This window comes from Solibaculum intestinale, from assembly GCF_040096205.1.
Lineage (GTDB): Bacteria > Bacillota > Clostridia > Oscillospirales > Acutalibacteraceae > Solibaculum_A > Solibaculum_A intestinale.
Genome location: NZ_JBBMFD010000011.1, coordinates 61,309 through 75,140, shown reverse-complemented (window position 1 = coordinate 75,140; position 13,832 = coordinate 61,309). Strand labels below are relative to the sequence as shown.

19 protein-coding genes are annotated in these 13,832 nt (G+C 44.7%); 2 read left to right on the top strand and 17 right to left on the bottom strand.

All coding sequences use genetic code 11. The features are described 5' to 3' along the window. Window positions 1–350: 350 nt before the first annotated feature. From WMO26_RS07895 to WMO26_RS07855, 9 genes are all read right to left on the bottom strand, one after another. Complete coding sequence (locus tag WMO26_RS07895; protein ID WP_087301138.1) at window positions 351–1,568, bottom strand: tyrosine-type recombinase/integrase; 1,218 nt, start codon at window positions 1,566–1,568, stop codon at window positions 351–353. A gap of 138 nt (window positions 1,569–1,706) precedes the next feature. Next, window positions 1,707–2,918: a tyrosine-type recombinase/integrase gene (locus WMO26_RS07890; protein ID WP_002576319.1), complete on the bottom strand. Its 1,212-nt coding sequence runs from the start codon at window positions 2,916–2,918 to the stop codon at window positions 1,707–1,709. 84 nt (window positions 2,919–3,002) lie between these two features. Continuing rightward, on the bottom strand, window positions 3,003–3,233 hold the full coding sequence (locus WMO26_RS07885; protein ID WP_002576320.1) for a hypothetical protein: 231 nt from the start codon (window positions 3,231–3,233) through the stop codon (window positions 3,003–3,005). 476 nt (window positions 3,234–3,709) lie between these two features. Then, window positions 3,710–4,180: an RNA polymerase subunit sigma-73 gene (locus WMO26_RS07880; protein WP_002576321.1), complete on the bottom strand. Its 471-nt coding sequence runs from the start codon at window positions 4,178–4,180 to the stop codon at window positions 3,710–3,712. A gap of 167 nt (window positions 4,181–4,347) precedes the next feature. After that, on the bottom strand, window positions 4,348–5,175 hold the full coding sequence (gene bcrD, locus WMO26_RS07875; RefSeq protein WP_349219397.1) for a bacitracin resistance undecaprenyl-diphosphatase BcrD: 828 nt from the start codon (window positions 5,173–5,175) through the stop codon (window positions 4,348–4,350). Then, window positions 5,175–5,924 carry an ABC transporter permease gene (locus WMO26_RS07870; protein WP_002576323.1) on the bottom strand — a complete coding sequence of 250 codons (750 nt, stop codon included), beginning with the start codon at window positions 5,922–5,924 and terminating at the stop codon, window positions 5,175–5,177. Before WMO26_RS07870 ends, bcrD begins: the two co-directional genes overlap by 1 nt. After that, the gene (gene bcrA, locus WMO26_RS07865) at window positions 5,917–6,834 is read right to left on the bottom strand and encodes a bacitracin ABC transporter ATP-binding protein BcrA (protein WP_002576324.1); all 918 of its coding nucleotides are present in this window, start codon (window positions 6,832–6,834) and stop codon (window positions 5,917–5,919) included. Before bcrA ends, WMO26_RS07870 begins: the two co-directional genes overlap by 8 nt. A gap of 180 nt (window positions 6,835–7,014) precedes the next feature. Further along, a complete protein-coding gene (gene bcrR / locus WMO26_RS07860; RefSeq protein ID WP_204740159.1) occupies window positions 7,015–7,629 on the bottom strand; it encodes a bacitracin resistance transcriptional activator BcrR in 615 nt (204 codons plus the stop codon). Window positions 7,630–7,639: 10 nt separating this feature from the next. Beyond that, on the bottom strand, window positions 7,640–7,816 hold the full coding sequence (locus tag WMO26_RS07855) for a helix-turn-helix domain-containing protein (RefSeq protein ID WP_349219395.1): 177 nt from the start codon (window positions 7,814–7,816) through the stop codon (window positions 7,640–7,642). 159 nt (window positions 7,817–7,975) lie between these two features. Here WMO26_RS07855 and WMO26_RS07850 point away from each other — a divergent pair, with 159 nt between their 5' ends. Continuing rightward, on the top strand, window positions 7,976–8,335 hold the full coding sequence (locus WMO26_RS07850; RefSeq protein ID WP_425330774.1) for a helix-turn-helix domain-containing protein: 360 nt from the start codon (window positions 7,976–7,978) through the stop codon (window positions 8,333–8,335). Between the two features lie 80 nt (window positions 8,336–8,415). On the opposite strand, the gene WMO26_RS07845 is transcribed toward WMO26_RS07850, so the two are convergent. The 6 genes from WMO26_RS07845 to WMO26_RS07820 all read right to left on the bottom strand — a co-directional run bounded on the left by WMO26_RS07845 (window position 8,416) and on the right by WMO26_RS07820 (window position 12,815). Then, window positions 8,416–8,712: a hypothetical protein gene (locus WMO26_RS07845; protein ID WP_002576327.1), complete on the bottom strand. Its 297-nt coding sequence runs from the start codon at window positions 8,710–8,712 to the stop codon at window positions 8,416–8,418. A 284-nt stretch (window positions 8,713–8,996) separates the two neighbouring features. Then, complete coding sequence (locus tag WMO26_RS07840; RefSeq protein ID WP_002578499.1) at window positions 8,997–10,412, bottom strand: relaxase/mobilization nuclease domain-containing protein; 1,416 nt, start codon at window positions 10,410–10,412, stop codon at window positions 8,997–8,999. Window positions 10,413–10,467: 55 nt separating this feature from the next. Then, entirely contained in the window at window positions 10,468–10,800 is a 333-nt protein-coding gene (locus WMO26_RS07835; protein ID WP_002578498.1) for a hypothetical protein, read from the bottom strand. Further along, entirely contained in the window at window positions 10,797–11,651 is an 855-nt protein-coding gene (locus WMO26_RS07830) for a nucleotidyl transferase AbiEii/AbiGii toxin family protein (RefSeq protein WP_002578497.1), read from the bottom strand. Before WMO26_RS07830 ends, WMO26_RS07835 begins: the two co-directional genes overlap by 4 nt. Then, on the bottom strand, window positions 11,648–12,241 hold the full coding sequence (locus WMO26_RS07825) for a type IV toxin-antitoxin system AbiEi family antitoxin domain-containing protein (protein ID WP_002578496.1): 594 nt from the start codon (window positions 12,239–12,241) through the stop codon (window positions 11,648–11,650). Before WMO26_RS07825 ends, WMO26_RS07830 begins: the two co-directional genes overlap by 4 nt. A gap of 136 nt (window positions 12,242–12,377) precedes the next feature. Then, complete coding sequence (locus WMO26_RS07820; protein WP_002578495.1) at window positions 12,378–12,815, bottom strand: hypothetical protein; 438 nt, start codon at window positions 12,813–12,815, stop codon at window positions 12,378–12,380. A 120-nt stretch (window positions 12,816–12,935) separates the two neighbouring features. Here WMO26_RS07820 and WMO26_RS07815 point away from each other — a divergent pair, with 120 nt between their 5' ends. Beyond that, a complete protein-coding gene (locus WMO26_RS07815) occupies window positions 12,936–13,175 on the top strand; it encodes a helix-turn-helix domain-containing protein (protein WP_002578494.1) in 240 nt (79 codons plus the stop codon). A gap of 33 nt (window positions 13,176–13,208) precedes the next feature. Here WMO26_RS07815 and WMO26_RS07810 read toward each other — a convergent pair whose 3' ends face one another. Together WMO26_RS07810 and WMO26_RS07805 are read right to left on the bottom strand one after the other, a co-directional pair. Next, the gene (locus WMO26_RS07810; RefSeq protein ID WP_002578493.1) at window positions 13,209–13,520 is read right to left on the bottom strand and encodes a CD1845 family protein; all 312 of its coding nucleotides are present in this window, start codon (window positions 13,518–13,520) and stop codon (window positions 13,209–13,211) included. Beyond that, window positions 13,517–13,822, bottom strand: coding sequence for a hypothetical protein (locus WMO26_RS07805; protein ID WP_002578492.1), 306 nt, complete (start codon window positions 13,820–13,822; stop codon window positions 13,517–13,519). The genes WMO26_RS07810 and WMO26_RS07805 overlap by 4 nt, the downstream gene beginning before the upstream one ends. Window positions 13,823–13,832 lie beyond the last annotated feature (10 nt).

The window sequence follows — 13,832 nt, the reverse complement described above, 5'->3', positions numbered from 1 at the left end:
TCTCCTGACGGCGATGCCGTCAGGTCCTCTTTTTGCAGAAACGCCTTTGAAAAACATCGGTCTGCGTTTTACCGGAAAAATACGCTCCTTTGCAAAAAAGAATGCCTCTGTAACACAGAGGCATTCGGATGAACAATCGCTTTGTTTTGGAACAGGATGAGGGGAAACCCCTTGGCCCCTGTCCCCAAAAACCTTGTGCGGCAATTATCTCTTGGAGAACTGCGGCGCACGACGGGCACCTTTGAGGCCGTATTTCAATCGTCTGAGCGATGATTTTCCTTGATATTCCGGGCTTTTTTGAGCCTCGGCCCCTCGGTTGTCCTATTCCTTAACCAAAAAACAGGCCACTTTTACGAGGGGACAGCTTGATGAAATGCAGAATTTACTACATCGAATAGCTGTTCTGGTTTATTATACTTTACTCTTGCATAGATGTCCATAGTTGTCTTGCTGTTCTCATGTCCGGCAAGGTACTGGACCGTCTTGGGGTCAACACCTGCATACAGAAGATTGGTGATGTAGGTATGCCGCAGCAGGTGCGGTGTCACATCGAAGTCCAGGCTATACACAATGTTGGGATTGTTTTTCTGATGTCCTCCCAGACTCGGCTGAACAGTGTACTTGATGCTCTGTCCGTTCACATACTTATAATAGGTACGCTCCTTGGTAGACCGAACAACGATGTACTGCCAGACACGTTTGAACTGCGAATATGACAAGGGCTGTCCCTCACTATCGGCAATCACATATTCCGATTTGGAGGCAGCCTTGGCTTCCCGCAGACAATTCACAAGGCATTTGGGAATGGGAATATCCCTTCTTGCTGCTTTCGTCTTAAGCGTTGTAGAGATAACCGGTCTGTTATGCTCTGATCGCCATGCGCGCCGCACAGAGATATATGGAGTGGGTGCATCGAGGAACACACAATCCCATTGCAAGGCGAGAGCTTCTTCTCGGCGCAGACCGGCATATAAGCCGATCATGGTAAACAGATACGGCGGAAGTCCTTTGACGGTTTCCAGCAGCACTTCCACCTGCTGGTCTGTCAGCGAATCTTTCTTTTGGGTCGGTTTCCCTCCTTTTGCCGAAATCCCCTCACACGGATTGTATTCCAGCAACTGGCTCCGCTCTGCCGAGTAAAAAATGCACTTGAGGAGCATATTCACCGTATTGTGCAGGCTCTCGGACTTATTGGACAATGGGATCAGCGCCAGACGAATATCATCCGCTGTTACTTCCTCCATATACATATCTCCCAAAGGCTTGATAATGTAGTTCTTCATATTGGAGGCGTAGCCCTTCAGTGTAGCCGGCGACACTTTTGCGGATTGCATCAACAGCCACTTCTCACAATACTCGGCCACAGTAGGATGCTCCCGGTGGAAGATGATCTCCGCTACCTGGCGTCTCGCCTCCTGCTCTTTATCGTACAGTTCCTCGCAGGTAGTCCCATACAAGCTCACCTGCTTGCCGTCTGCGTCCAGAATCCGGGTTCTGTAATACAGGACACCCTTTCGTGTGACGGTTCCATATTGAGGTATGTTTTTTTCTTCTTTGCCATAATTAATTTCCTTTCTCGCGTGGTGATGTATCTACACCTCCTTTTTATCAGAGATTTCAAATTGAATCAAAGATACGGCCAAGGAAAAACTAAGAGCGAGACATCCTTGTCTCGCTCTTACTTCATTTTCTGAATTGTTCGGAACTTACACAGCGTCCCATAAGTCAAAGGCACAGCCCATTGCTTTGACAAGATCATCCGGCCTGTTGTATTTGACCTTTGCGTAAATGTCCATCGTGATTTTGCTGCTTTCATGGCCCGCCAAATATTGTACCGTTTTGGGGTCCACCGAAGAATGAATCAGATTGGTGATGTAGGTGTGCCGCAGCTGATGCGGTGTCACTTCAAAATCCAGGCTATATACCACATGGCCGTTATTCCTGGCTTTTTCTCCAAGTTTCGGGTAAAGCATATATTTTACATACTTTCCGTCCACAAGTTTTCTGGCCATTCTCGGCTTTGCAGTCCGCGTCACAATATACTGCCACAGCCGCTTAAACTGTGTATAGGATAGCGGATCACCGTCCCGATTGGCAATCACATAATCCGAAGTGGATTTTTTCTTTGCATCTTTCAGACATTCAACCAGACAGACCGGGAGAGGAATGTTTCTTTGTGCCGCTTTGGTCTTTAGCTCGGTAAGAATGACCGGCCTGTTATGTTCTGTGTGCCATGCCCGCCGTACCGTTAAGTACGGAGCCTCTGCATCCAGATACACAGAATCCCATTGCAGCGCCAGGATTTCTTCCCGGCGCAGACCGGCATATAAACCGATCATCACAAATACATAGGGCGGCAAATCCCGGATCGTGTCCAAAAGCCGCTCAACCTGTTCATCCGTCAATGCCTGTCTTTCTTCCTGGGGAACTCCTCCCTTTGCATCCAGGTATATGGTCGGGTCCTCGTCAATCACATGGCTCTCCTTGGCCGCCCGGAAAATGGACTTGCAGAGAATCACCACAGACTTATAAACCGAAGCCGACTTCTTGGAAACAGGTACGAGGGCAAGTTGGATGTCATCCAGGGATACATCAGCCATTCTCTTGTCTCCCAGCCCTCCAATAATGTGCCGCCGCACCTTAGAGGTATAATCTGTCAAGGTGGTGGCCCGAACATGGACGGACTGCATCAGCAGCCACTTCTCACAGTACTCAGCAACCGTAGGCGATCTTCGACGAAACGTAGTACTGTCAATCTGCTCTAACGCCTCCAGTTCCTTGTCATAAAGCTTTTCGGGCGTCTTTGCATAAAGCGCCACTCTGTTTCCATCCGAATCTTCGACTCTGGTTCTATAATATTCAATGCCGTTAAGCACGACCGTACCATATTGAGGAATTGCCCTTTTTCTTTTTGCCAATTCCGTCACCTCCTAAGAATAATGTCCAGCGCTGTACCTTTGTTTTATCAGACATATTAGGTTCCAGCAAGGATACGGAACAGCTCAAGCTCGGACACTTCGCAGCTTGCGGTATGTAGCGCTTTTTTCCACTGGCTTTGCACGATGGGTGCATTTTGCGATATACTCCTGAAGGCCAGCATCTGTAAAGTACACGCAACCATTTTGCACATACTGAACATAGGAAATTAGCCCACTGTTTCGAGCTGCATCCAAAGTGGCAATGCTAATCCCCAGTAATTTGGCAGCCTCTTTCCGCGAAATCAATTTTTCCATAGGTGGTCCCCCTTTCTGTCAAAGATGTGGTTGTTGCTTTCAAAATCACATGAATGCGCTGGCAACCGAAGCTGCCAGCGCATGGTATCTGACTTTGAAAAATTTACTCGCCACATTTGCCACGCACCCCTGGCGATGGGGACATTCCGGTCTCCGCTGGCGCGGCTGTCATAACTCCACAGCGTCGTTTTACTCGTGCGCCGCAGAGTTCCCCCCAAGTCTTTAGGAGGCCGTGAGGAAGTATCTTTAACCCCTATGCAGTCATCGCGCCCTGAAATGCCACTTTCGGGTATCAGGCTGACGTGGATCGCTCGGAACAGTCCTATTCATCACCTCCTGGGGCTGTCCATCTTCGCGGCGTGCCTGATTCGCTCGTACATAGGTTATGTACCGGAAATGCCGTCTATGAAATTGTCAAGCTCCACATTGGGAGAATGTTCTTCCCTCAATGGGTAGGCACTGATACGCTTCATTTGTTAAGTGTTATTCAAAAATTTTTTTATTTTTTTAAATCTTTGTGCAACAGCACTTCTGGAACAATGCCAAAGACGTGCTACATCAATTTGACGATAACCATCCACAAAAAGTAATGTCAATAGCTCCAAATCTTTCTTCGACAGCTTCTTCAATCTCAACAGTAGTTGTTCGTTTTCCACCGAAGCCAACCATCCATATCGCGTTTGATCAATCTTATCAACATCCCATTGATAAGATAACGATGCAAACTTTCGGAACAGCTGTGATTGACCACATACTTCATCATATTGTTCACAAGGTATTGGTTGCGTATGGTTTTGAAAAACCCTTTGACTGCAAAACCATGCCCAGTCATATTCTTTCATGGCAGCAATCTGTTCTTCGCTCATCCCTGCATCACAATACTCAACTTCTAAACGCTTCCATCTACTATCAAACTTCTTTTTCTCATATCCATAATTAAATCCCATTATTAACCTCCTGTAGATTCAATTTGCAAAATTCACCATGCAAACTAAAATCAGGAGGAGATCGACAACGAGAATCTCTGGGTTGTTTTCCATCCCCAGAAACAAAAATGCCAGCTGATCTTAAGGACCAACTGGCATTTTTATTCGCGCACAAAGAAAACGCATTATTAAGATTTTATAAGTACAACAAGTATACCAAGCACAATTCGATACCAACCAAACACCTTAAAATCATGTTTTTTGATAAAGTTCATTAGGAATTTAATTACTAAGACAGATACCGCAAATGCCACAGCCATACCGAGAACAAGAGCGAGCAGTTCTGCACTTGTAAATTCAAACCCGAATTTTAACAGCTTAAAAGCACTTGCTCCAAGCATAGTAGGTACTGCGAGGAAAAAAGTAAACTCTGCTGCTGCCACTCGTGAAACTCCTATGAGTAAAGCACCTATAATCGTTGCTCCCGACCGTGATGTGCCGGGTATAAGTGATAACACTTGAAATGCCCCTATCAAGATTGCTGTTTTATAGCTGATGTCAGAAAGTGCCATAGTAGTAGGAGTACGCTTTTTATTCCAATTTTCTATGAGAATGAATAACAAACCATAAAAGATTAACATGATTGAAATCACAATGGGGGTTTGGAGGTAAGCATCCAAATAATCATCAAATAGAATCCCCATAAAAACTGACGGTACACAAGCTACCGCAACCTTGAACCACAACGAGAAAGTATCCTTTTTAACAATTGACTGTGCTTTGTTCTTAAATTGAAAGGGAAACATCTTGTTCCAAAACATTACAACCACTGCGAGTATAGCTCCAAGTTGAATAACAACAAAAAACATTTCTTTAAATGCTTCGCTCATATTAAGTGTGATAAATTCGTCCACAAGAATCATATGTCCTGTGCTGCTGATAGGTAGCCACTCAGTAATACCCTCAACAATTCCAAGAAAAATAACTTTTAAAATTTCTATAAAATCAAGTACCATTATTTCAAATCCTCCTTTTTAAAATGATGAAAGGTCATAAGAAAACCAACTGCTGATACAAGAATAATAATAGATACAGACAGCAGTGTAGGATAGCCGGTACTCTGAAGTTTACCCTGCACCAAGAAATAGGTGGCTGTCCACGGATACAACGCTCCCCATTCTTGATTTGAAAGTGCGGCACTTCCCATGACAATCACGGCAGAGCCAATCATCGGGGCGACAAATCCTTTTGTTTTCATAGCAACAAACACAAAAGGAGAAACTGTTAAAAACATCAGGATACTGCCAAACAAAAACTTGGGGAGCCATACTATTGCCACTAGTAAGCTATATCCCTCCAATGTAAAGACAGCGTCATATAGCCCACAAACGATAAATATACCTGCCCATGTTACAAGGGTTAGCATAACAATCCAAAGAAGCAGGGTGCAAAATTTTCCAATTAATAGTTTTGTCCTTGAAATGGGTATGGGCAATATGGTTTTGAGGGTGCTTTCTGTGTACTCTCTGCTAAACAAGTAAGCTGCAATTGCCACATATATCATAATGTTTACCAGCAGCATGATATACAGTACACTGTCGCTGTATATGTCAGACAAGGTAAAGATAATCTCCGGCTTATCAAAATGTGTTTGCAAGGCTTCTATTAACATCAAAAGTGGGGTAGATAATACCCCTGCCACACTAATTAGCACCATTTTTGAACGCTTTAGTTTTAATAATTCACAAGAAATAAGATTAAGCAATACCGCCACCTCCAATCAGTTTAGAAAAGTAGTCCTCTAAGTTTTCCTCACTATCATTTATCCTTGTCACGAGCAGTCCATTTCGTGCAAATTCTCGATTGATTTCTCCAACACTTTGGCTAAAGTCATAAATTCTCACCGTACCGTCCTGCACTGTAAAATCCGTCATGTGGTAGTGGTTTTCTAAAATCTTTCCGGCTATCTCACTGTCAGATAAATCAAATTGAATGTATTTTCGATTCCTTTTGTGAAGCTCGGATATATTCACTTCCTCTACTAAATGCCCCTCGTGCATAACGCCGATAATATCTGCTATCTGTTCAATCTCGCTTAAAACATGGCTTGAGATAAAAATGGTAATGCCATGATTGTGACTAAGTTCAGATAAAAATGAGCGTATTTCAACTATTCCAATGGGGTCAAGTCCGTTAATCGGTTCGTCAAGTATTAAAAGCTCCGGCTCGTGCATAATGGCGGCGGCAATACCAAGCCGTTGCTTCATTCCGAGGGAATAATCGGAAAAGACTTTTCTTTTCTCCTTATGCAGCCCCACAACTTCAAGAGCTTTTTCTACTCCACTTTTAGATACTCCCCCTCGCAGTTTAGCGAGAATTTGCAAATTCTCATACCCTGTTAAATTACTGTAAAATCCCGGTGTTTCGATAATAGAGCCTACTTTGCTATAAAGGGTATGGATATTTTCCTTATAGTTTGTGCCAAACAAGCGTACCGTTCCCTCCGTTGGGAAAGCAAGCTGCAACATCATTTTCATTGCTGTGGTTTTGCCTGCTCCGTTTCTGCCGAGCAAACCATAAATTTTGCCCTTTGGCACATGAAGATTTACCTTATCGACAACGGTGGCTGTTCCGTATCGCTTCGTAAGATTTTCTGTTTCAATGATATAATCCATATTTGATTCTCCTTTCCGTGGGTTGCTGTTCTTGTTTTCGCTGACCACAATCTTATTATCCACGAGTATTGCATAGAAGCCAAGAAATCTACCGTCACAATGCCGACACAATAGATGTCAGCACGAAAAAAGCTCCGACACTTATCGTGTCAGAGCCTATTTTAAAGGGTTTATGGCATTTTACTTTGTTTGGGTTTGCTTTATCCAGACAAATATTTTAGCAACAAATAGCAGAAACATAAGGGCGGTTACATAGGGTTGTCTTGCCGCAGCGAAGAAGCAGATAAAAAGCGTACTCAGCACGAGAGAGCATTTTGTGATTATGTTGCTCCATGATTCCTTTTCAAAACAAACACACATCAGTTTCGCTATCCCAAGTGCAATCAAAACAATAAAAACAATCCAATAGATTGCAAGATATATTGGGGTAGTGTCTGTAAATGAAAGTAGATTGACAGAATAAGTATATCCGTCAACAAGGTTACCATACAACGGCAAAAGTATAAAAGTAACCGCCATCATATCTAATATTCCATAAATGAAACTGTAAATTTTTTTCAAGTTGGAACGATTTTCAGTTTCGGCAAGTGTAATCAGTTCTTCGCCCGATAGCAGTTCATCTATGGTCACAGAAAAGAATTTAGAAATACACTTGAGCGACTCAATGTTAGGGTAACCCTTGCCGCTTTCCCATTTTGAAATGGCTGTTCTTGATACATATAATTGCTCCGCAAGTTGTTCCTGCGTTAAGTTCTTTCCAGTCCTAAGCTGTTGTAGCTTTTCATTAAATTCCATGATTCTCCTCCTATTTGTTCCTTGTTTTCATACGTCCATCAACGGGTTTTTCTGCATCTTTTGGTATCATCCATGCACGACCAAATTTTTCAGTTCCGTCAATGCGATTTTCCTCACATAATTTTTGTATCCGTCTTTCCGATATGCCCCATTTTTCAGAAGCGGCTTTCACAGAAATGTAATTCATAATATCAACTTCCTTTCGCAAAGAGTATATAATTATTATATACGGAATGACGAATAATAGCAAGTTTCTCTCCACTAATACGAAATTATACACTACTAAACATAAAATCATACTTCGTTCAAATATCATCACCCGAAATGTACAATGATATAGGATGATATTAAAATGTACCAAGATGAAAGAAAACTTGATTTTAAGCCGTTAGGTATAGCGATAAAAAAAGCTCGGGAAGCAAAAGGGTGGACACAGGAATATCTTGCCCAACTGGTAGACCTTACGCCACGCTCTATTATGTATATAGAGAACAGGGGGCAGCACCCAAGGCTTAACAAATTTTATCTCATTACTACCTTGCTTGACATCTCTGTAGACCAGTTCTTTTTTCCATGCAATGAAGATGGCGACAACAATCGCCGCAAACAAGTTGATGTACTGTTGAATGATATGGAAGAAAAGGAGCTTATCGTGATGGAAGCTACGGCTCAAGGCTTGAAAAAGGCAAGAGAAACTGCGGAATAATTAACGCTGTTTTCGTAAGCCAAGCCAACTGAAAAAAGTGCGACACCTACACAGGCTATCGCACTTTTTAGGTTATTTTTTTATTCTCCACACAAATCATAAAGCTGTTCACATCGGTTTTGAATATCTAAGATTTCTGTTTCGGTTAAACTCCTGCGGTTATGAGTAAGTTGTTGCTCTAAAAAATCACGATAGCCATCAAGTAAGGCATCCCGTAAAAGCTCGGGGGCTTTGCAATGTTCCACACCAAACCATTGCTCATCTTTTTCATCCCAAATCATAACGGTGTATCCTCGCTTAGTGTTCACCACCTCCAAAACACTATCTTTATTTAGGTAATCGTTGAATACTTCTAAAACCTTTTCAAAGGTCATCATTTTATCAGCCCTTTCATATTTTAGGTGCTTATATGTAAGTAGTTTATATACTTATTACGACTATGATAATAAAAGTAAATCATCGTGTAAAGGATACGGATATTGTTTGCGAACAAAAGTGGCAAGCAATGCCGGTGTTAATACACTCGGCCCACAGAGGGAAAAATCCTGACGTGATTTCCCCCTCTGCTTTGCTTGTTGAGGGCAGCGCCCCCAAGCCCCTTTGAACGCAGAATTTCATTCTGCGGCTACGCGTCCGATGGACGCTTATGACCATGACCGGCTTACCGCTGGCCGTGGTCTTTTTCTTGTTCTTTTTTCTGTTCCTCATCCATTTTCAGCAGCCGATCCACATTGGCCTTTGCCGTCAAAAGTTCCCGCATTTCCTCACGGGAACGCCGGTACTCGGCGTAGGTTTTCTTCTTTTCCTCCAGCAGTTTGGCATACTCAGATTGCAGGTCTTTGACCTTGGGCAGCTTCTTCACTCCCATCTCATCAAAGGCATTTTTTGCCGCCTGATGGAGCAGAATTTCTTGCTCATGTTCCTCCCGAAATTTTCGGGAATAACCGGCCTTGCGATAGGCAACATAGGTCTCGCGGGTCTTGGCATAATTAACGATATGGGTACGCAGGACGGCGATCTCTGCCATGCGTTTCTCCGTCGCCTTAATCTGCGCTGACAGCTCATTGTGATGGGCGGTAGCCGCCACCGCTTTTTCTTCCAGCTCTGTATAGTCCAGTAGGTGATGTTCGGTAAGAAAATTCACGGTCTGCGCCATCTGTTTTAAGTTAAAAACCTTGGCCCAGCGTGCATATCCAGCACCTTTCCCGGCCTGCAATTTTGCCTGAATATCCACCAGCAAATTGACCTTGGGTGGCTCCGGCTGCACGGTGGATTTCTTGCGGGGCGTGTGCTGCTTTTCTCCAGCCAGCACCGCACGGATTTCTGTTTCGCTGTACCCGGCTCCCAGCTTGTCATCCATACGGGCTACATTCTTCCAGCCGGGAGCTTTAAGGCGGATTGCTTTCCCGCGCCGAGATACCTCGCAGCCCATCTCGGAAAGCAGTTGCAGAAGTGTGTCAAAGTCTGCTGGCTTTTGCTCCAGCGCCCGGTCAATCATCACCCGTAGCTGTTCCCGATGGGAGGGCTTGGCTTGTTCGCCCAGCCACTTGTTGTAGCTTTTTCCGTGGGGCTTGGGGTTCTCCACAATGGATAGTCCGTTCTCGATACAAATGGTGTCACTTAAACGTCGAACAGCTCTGGTGCTTCCCCAAAAGTTACGGAACTTCCGGTCACAATCCATATTGACCGCCGACCAGATGATGTGATTATGAATATGCGATTTGTCGATGTGGGTGCAGACCACAAAGGAATGATTGCCTTTGGTGAACCGCCTGGCAAATTCTATGCCCAGCCGGTTGGCTTCCTCCGGTGTGATCTCTCCGGGCCTGAACGACTGGCGCACATGGTAGGCGATCACATCATCTGTACCGCGCACTCGTCCGGTGGCGGCAATATACTGCCGCTTTGCCAACAGAAACTCTGCATCAGCAGTGCGGCTGTCACATCCATAGCTGGTAATCAATTTTCCGTTGTCGGTCTTTTGGGGATTTGCCACATAGTCAATAATATCGCTGATGGCACGGCTCTCAGTCCGACCCTTGCCGATATGCAGCGGCATGATGCGTGTGGTTGCCATAAGGGAGACCTCCTTTCCAAAAAAGAAACGGCCTGCATGGTGCAGACCGCTTTTGTTATTCTATTAAATCGTCCTCATCGAGAAAATCAAAATTGTCCTCGATGTCCTCTAACCGCTTCGGAGGAAACCTCATCTCGTATTGTTCTTTTGCCAGCGCACGAACTTCCCGGCGCTTATCTTTCATTCGGTTCTTCAGCCAGGAAATCTGCTCCTTTGATAATCTCCATGGGAGATTCAGCAAGCGGTTTATTGTCATTTGCTCCGCTTGCTTCTCCGGCGGCAAAGAAGCACAGGATTTACAGACGTGCGCCGCATGACCTTTGCCGGAAAATTTTTCATTAGCCTTATATTCTCCGCAGACTTTACAATAATGGCCGTGCTTCTTCATAGGCTCGATTCCTTTTCACTGAGAGCGTATAAACTGCGCACCGCCCCCATGATGATGTTCCACTCCAGATCTGCCGCATAGGAAAATTTTTTGCGGTACGATTCCCAAAGTTTCTGCATAACCGAGCTGTTCTCCACTTCCTCAAAAACTTCGGCAGCTTCTGCAAGATGTCGTTCTGTCCCGCGTTTGTGAGCAGTGGCCCGCAGCGCATCATGGAGAATCTGAGGGTCCAATGTATTCCCATGCAGCTGTTCCAGAATATAAATGTCATAGAAATCTCTCATGCGGGTGTTGGTGGTAGTTCTGGTAATGATCGTTTCCAGCTTTTCGGCCAGAACCGTTTCCAGATTGTACGCCCAAATATCAATGGAGCGATCTTCCAGCATCAGCTTGAAAGAGTAGCGGATCTCCCTGGGGGTAATGGCATCCCCTGTGGAAATGTCAATCTTCAAAGGCGTCACCACACCGTCAAAGGTTGTAGTCATATTTACGCGAATCCCCGGATATTCCGCCTCATCCATAATCTCCGAAATACTTTTCAGCTGGAATTTGACGCCATCATCAAGCGGGACACTCACAATAGCGGAAATCAAATTCTCTATGTCCTCCACATTGACATTGGCTCCTTTTACAGTAGCGTCCAAATCCATCGTGGAACGGGCATCCAGACCAACCATAGCCGCTACCAGCATACCGCCTTTCAGAATAAATTTGTCACGATATTCAGAAAGGGAGATACGCTCCAGAAAACGCTCCATCATGTAGTTCCGCATCAAGAGCTGGGCGTCCGCAGATTTTTTTCTGGAAAGATTGCGGATCAGATCCTTCAACTGCCTTGCTGTTTTTATCATAAAAGCACCTCCAAATACTGCCGCAGAATTTTTTCTACCCGGAACATACCGGCATACCGCATCAATGTCCGCAGGTCTTTGTCTTTTCTTCTGGCATACATCTTTAATGCCCCTTGAAAAGTCTGCATCTCCATGTTGTTCCTGCTGCGGAGCAGGTCGCAGATGGTGCGCTCCAGGTCATAGACAGGAACTGTATGCCCAAATGGTGTCTGAGCCGTTGTCAGGCCCACCCCATGCAGTTCCGCCTTAATGGTGAATACCTGTACGCCCTCTGCTTTCAGCTTGGAGGGATTATATCCGGTCTTGACTGTGACCGTATATTCCAGCGGCTCGCGGTCTGTCAGATCGTGAAAAAATAAAGCTGTCTCATGGGAAAACACTGCCTGTTCGACCCGCAGATGAAGTAAGTACATGGCATCGACCCAGGCATCCTTGGAAAGATAAATTCCATGCGCGACCCGCTCCAATTCCCGTGAGTGCACATAATCATAAAAAACAGGCTTAGAAATACCAGCAGATACTACTTGAGCTGTTCGCAGCATCCCATCCTGTGTTTCCAGCAGCTGATCCAGCTGTTCAAATTGTCCCACCGTACCACTTCCTTTCACACTAATATTATAAGCAATATTAGTTCAAAAGTAAAGTGATGAAAATTCGGCATAATTTTACCGACAGCTTAACGTTCAACAGTTTTGGAAATATGAAGTGGCAGCAAAATAGACAACCTCAGCTGCCCATTTCATCACGATATGAAATAATCTGCTTCTTTTTCTGTTTGGCACACCGTAACGTTGTGGCTGCTCCGCCCCAATCATGGAGAACATAGGCCACCACTACATCGGCGGACTCTACCATCCAGCGATTTCTATGAGAAATCGAAAAACGGCGCGGTACGTTTTCCAGCGGTGGATACACGGTACTGTCATAGCCAGAAACATCCCGGCCAGTGTTCAAATATGCCAATACAAGAACCAGCTCGATTTGCGGATACTTTTTCTTTTGTTCCCGTAAAATAGACGCTGCTAAACTGTCGAACTCTCCATATCCTCCAAGATAAAAAGTTGTTGCTCCTTGCTCAATTAGGTCTTGTGTTACATTGCGAAGCCAATTCGCAATATTGTCTGCCTTTGTGATTTGCGAATGGCCACAAAAAGTTACGTTCATACGATGGCACCCCTATTACCATCATACTGCAAATAGCTCTATTAGTACAGGTACAGGGACCAATTTTAGCAAAACTGCCCATATACTAAATATAGTACAGTCACAGGGGCGGTGTATAGAATGAAGCTAAACGAGGCGGTAAGCAAACGTCTGTTAGAATTACTAGATGAAAGAAAAATGACACAATATCAACTGTATATGAAAAGCGGTGTTCCCAAGTCTACGATTGGAAATGTCATCAACTGCTCGTATGATTCGGTTAAGCTACGGATCATTCATGAGATGTGCCAAGGAATGGGGATTGGGATAGATACCTTTTTTGCATCGCCGCTTTTTCAAGAAGATAACCTAGAACCATAAAACCTCCGACGAAATTCGTCGGAGGTTTTCATATTATCCATAAACCAAATCTTGAATGATAAACTTCAAGTCCTGTACCTTGCCCAGTAGCCAGATTGCAGCCATTGGCAAACCATAGGGACTAATGAGAAATGCTATCACCAGCAGGATAATGCCGTTTTGCAAGGAGTAAGTAATCAGAACTGCCACACCCAGCAGGGCAACCACCATGCTGATAAGCCCCAGCACCAAACCGGAGACATAGACAATCCCCACACAAATCCAGACGAACAGGGTCAGCGACAGAATCACCGGAGCCATTAAAATCTTCAACGGCAGTTTCAGAATGAACCAGATCGCCCTCATTTTTCTTCCTCCTTCCATCGTTCCCGAAAGCTCTGACAGAGAATTTCTGCCTGTCTTTCATCTTCTTCCGTCACTTCTCGGCATCCTTTGGTTAGCCGCAGTTCCTCATAGCTGCGATAATCAGATAACAGCACCTCGAATAGTTCGTCCGGTGTCCGGCTGAGAAGTCCATCCACACAGTAGCGGGAATCTCCATTCCATGTGACGCGGAGATAACCTTCTCGACAAGGGAGGACTTCTTCCTCTAGATCACAGTCCAAATACTCACGAAAAATCTCCAACACCTTCTCAAAGGTTTTCATCTATTCTCAA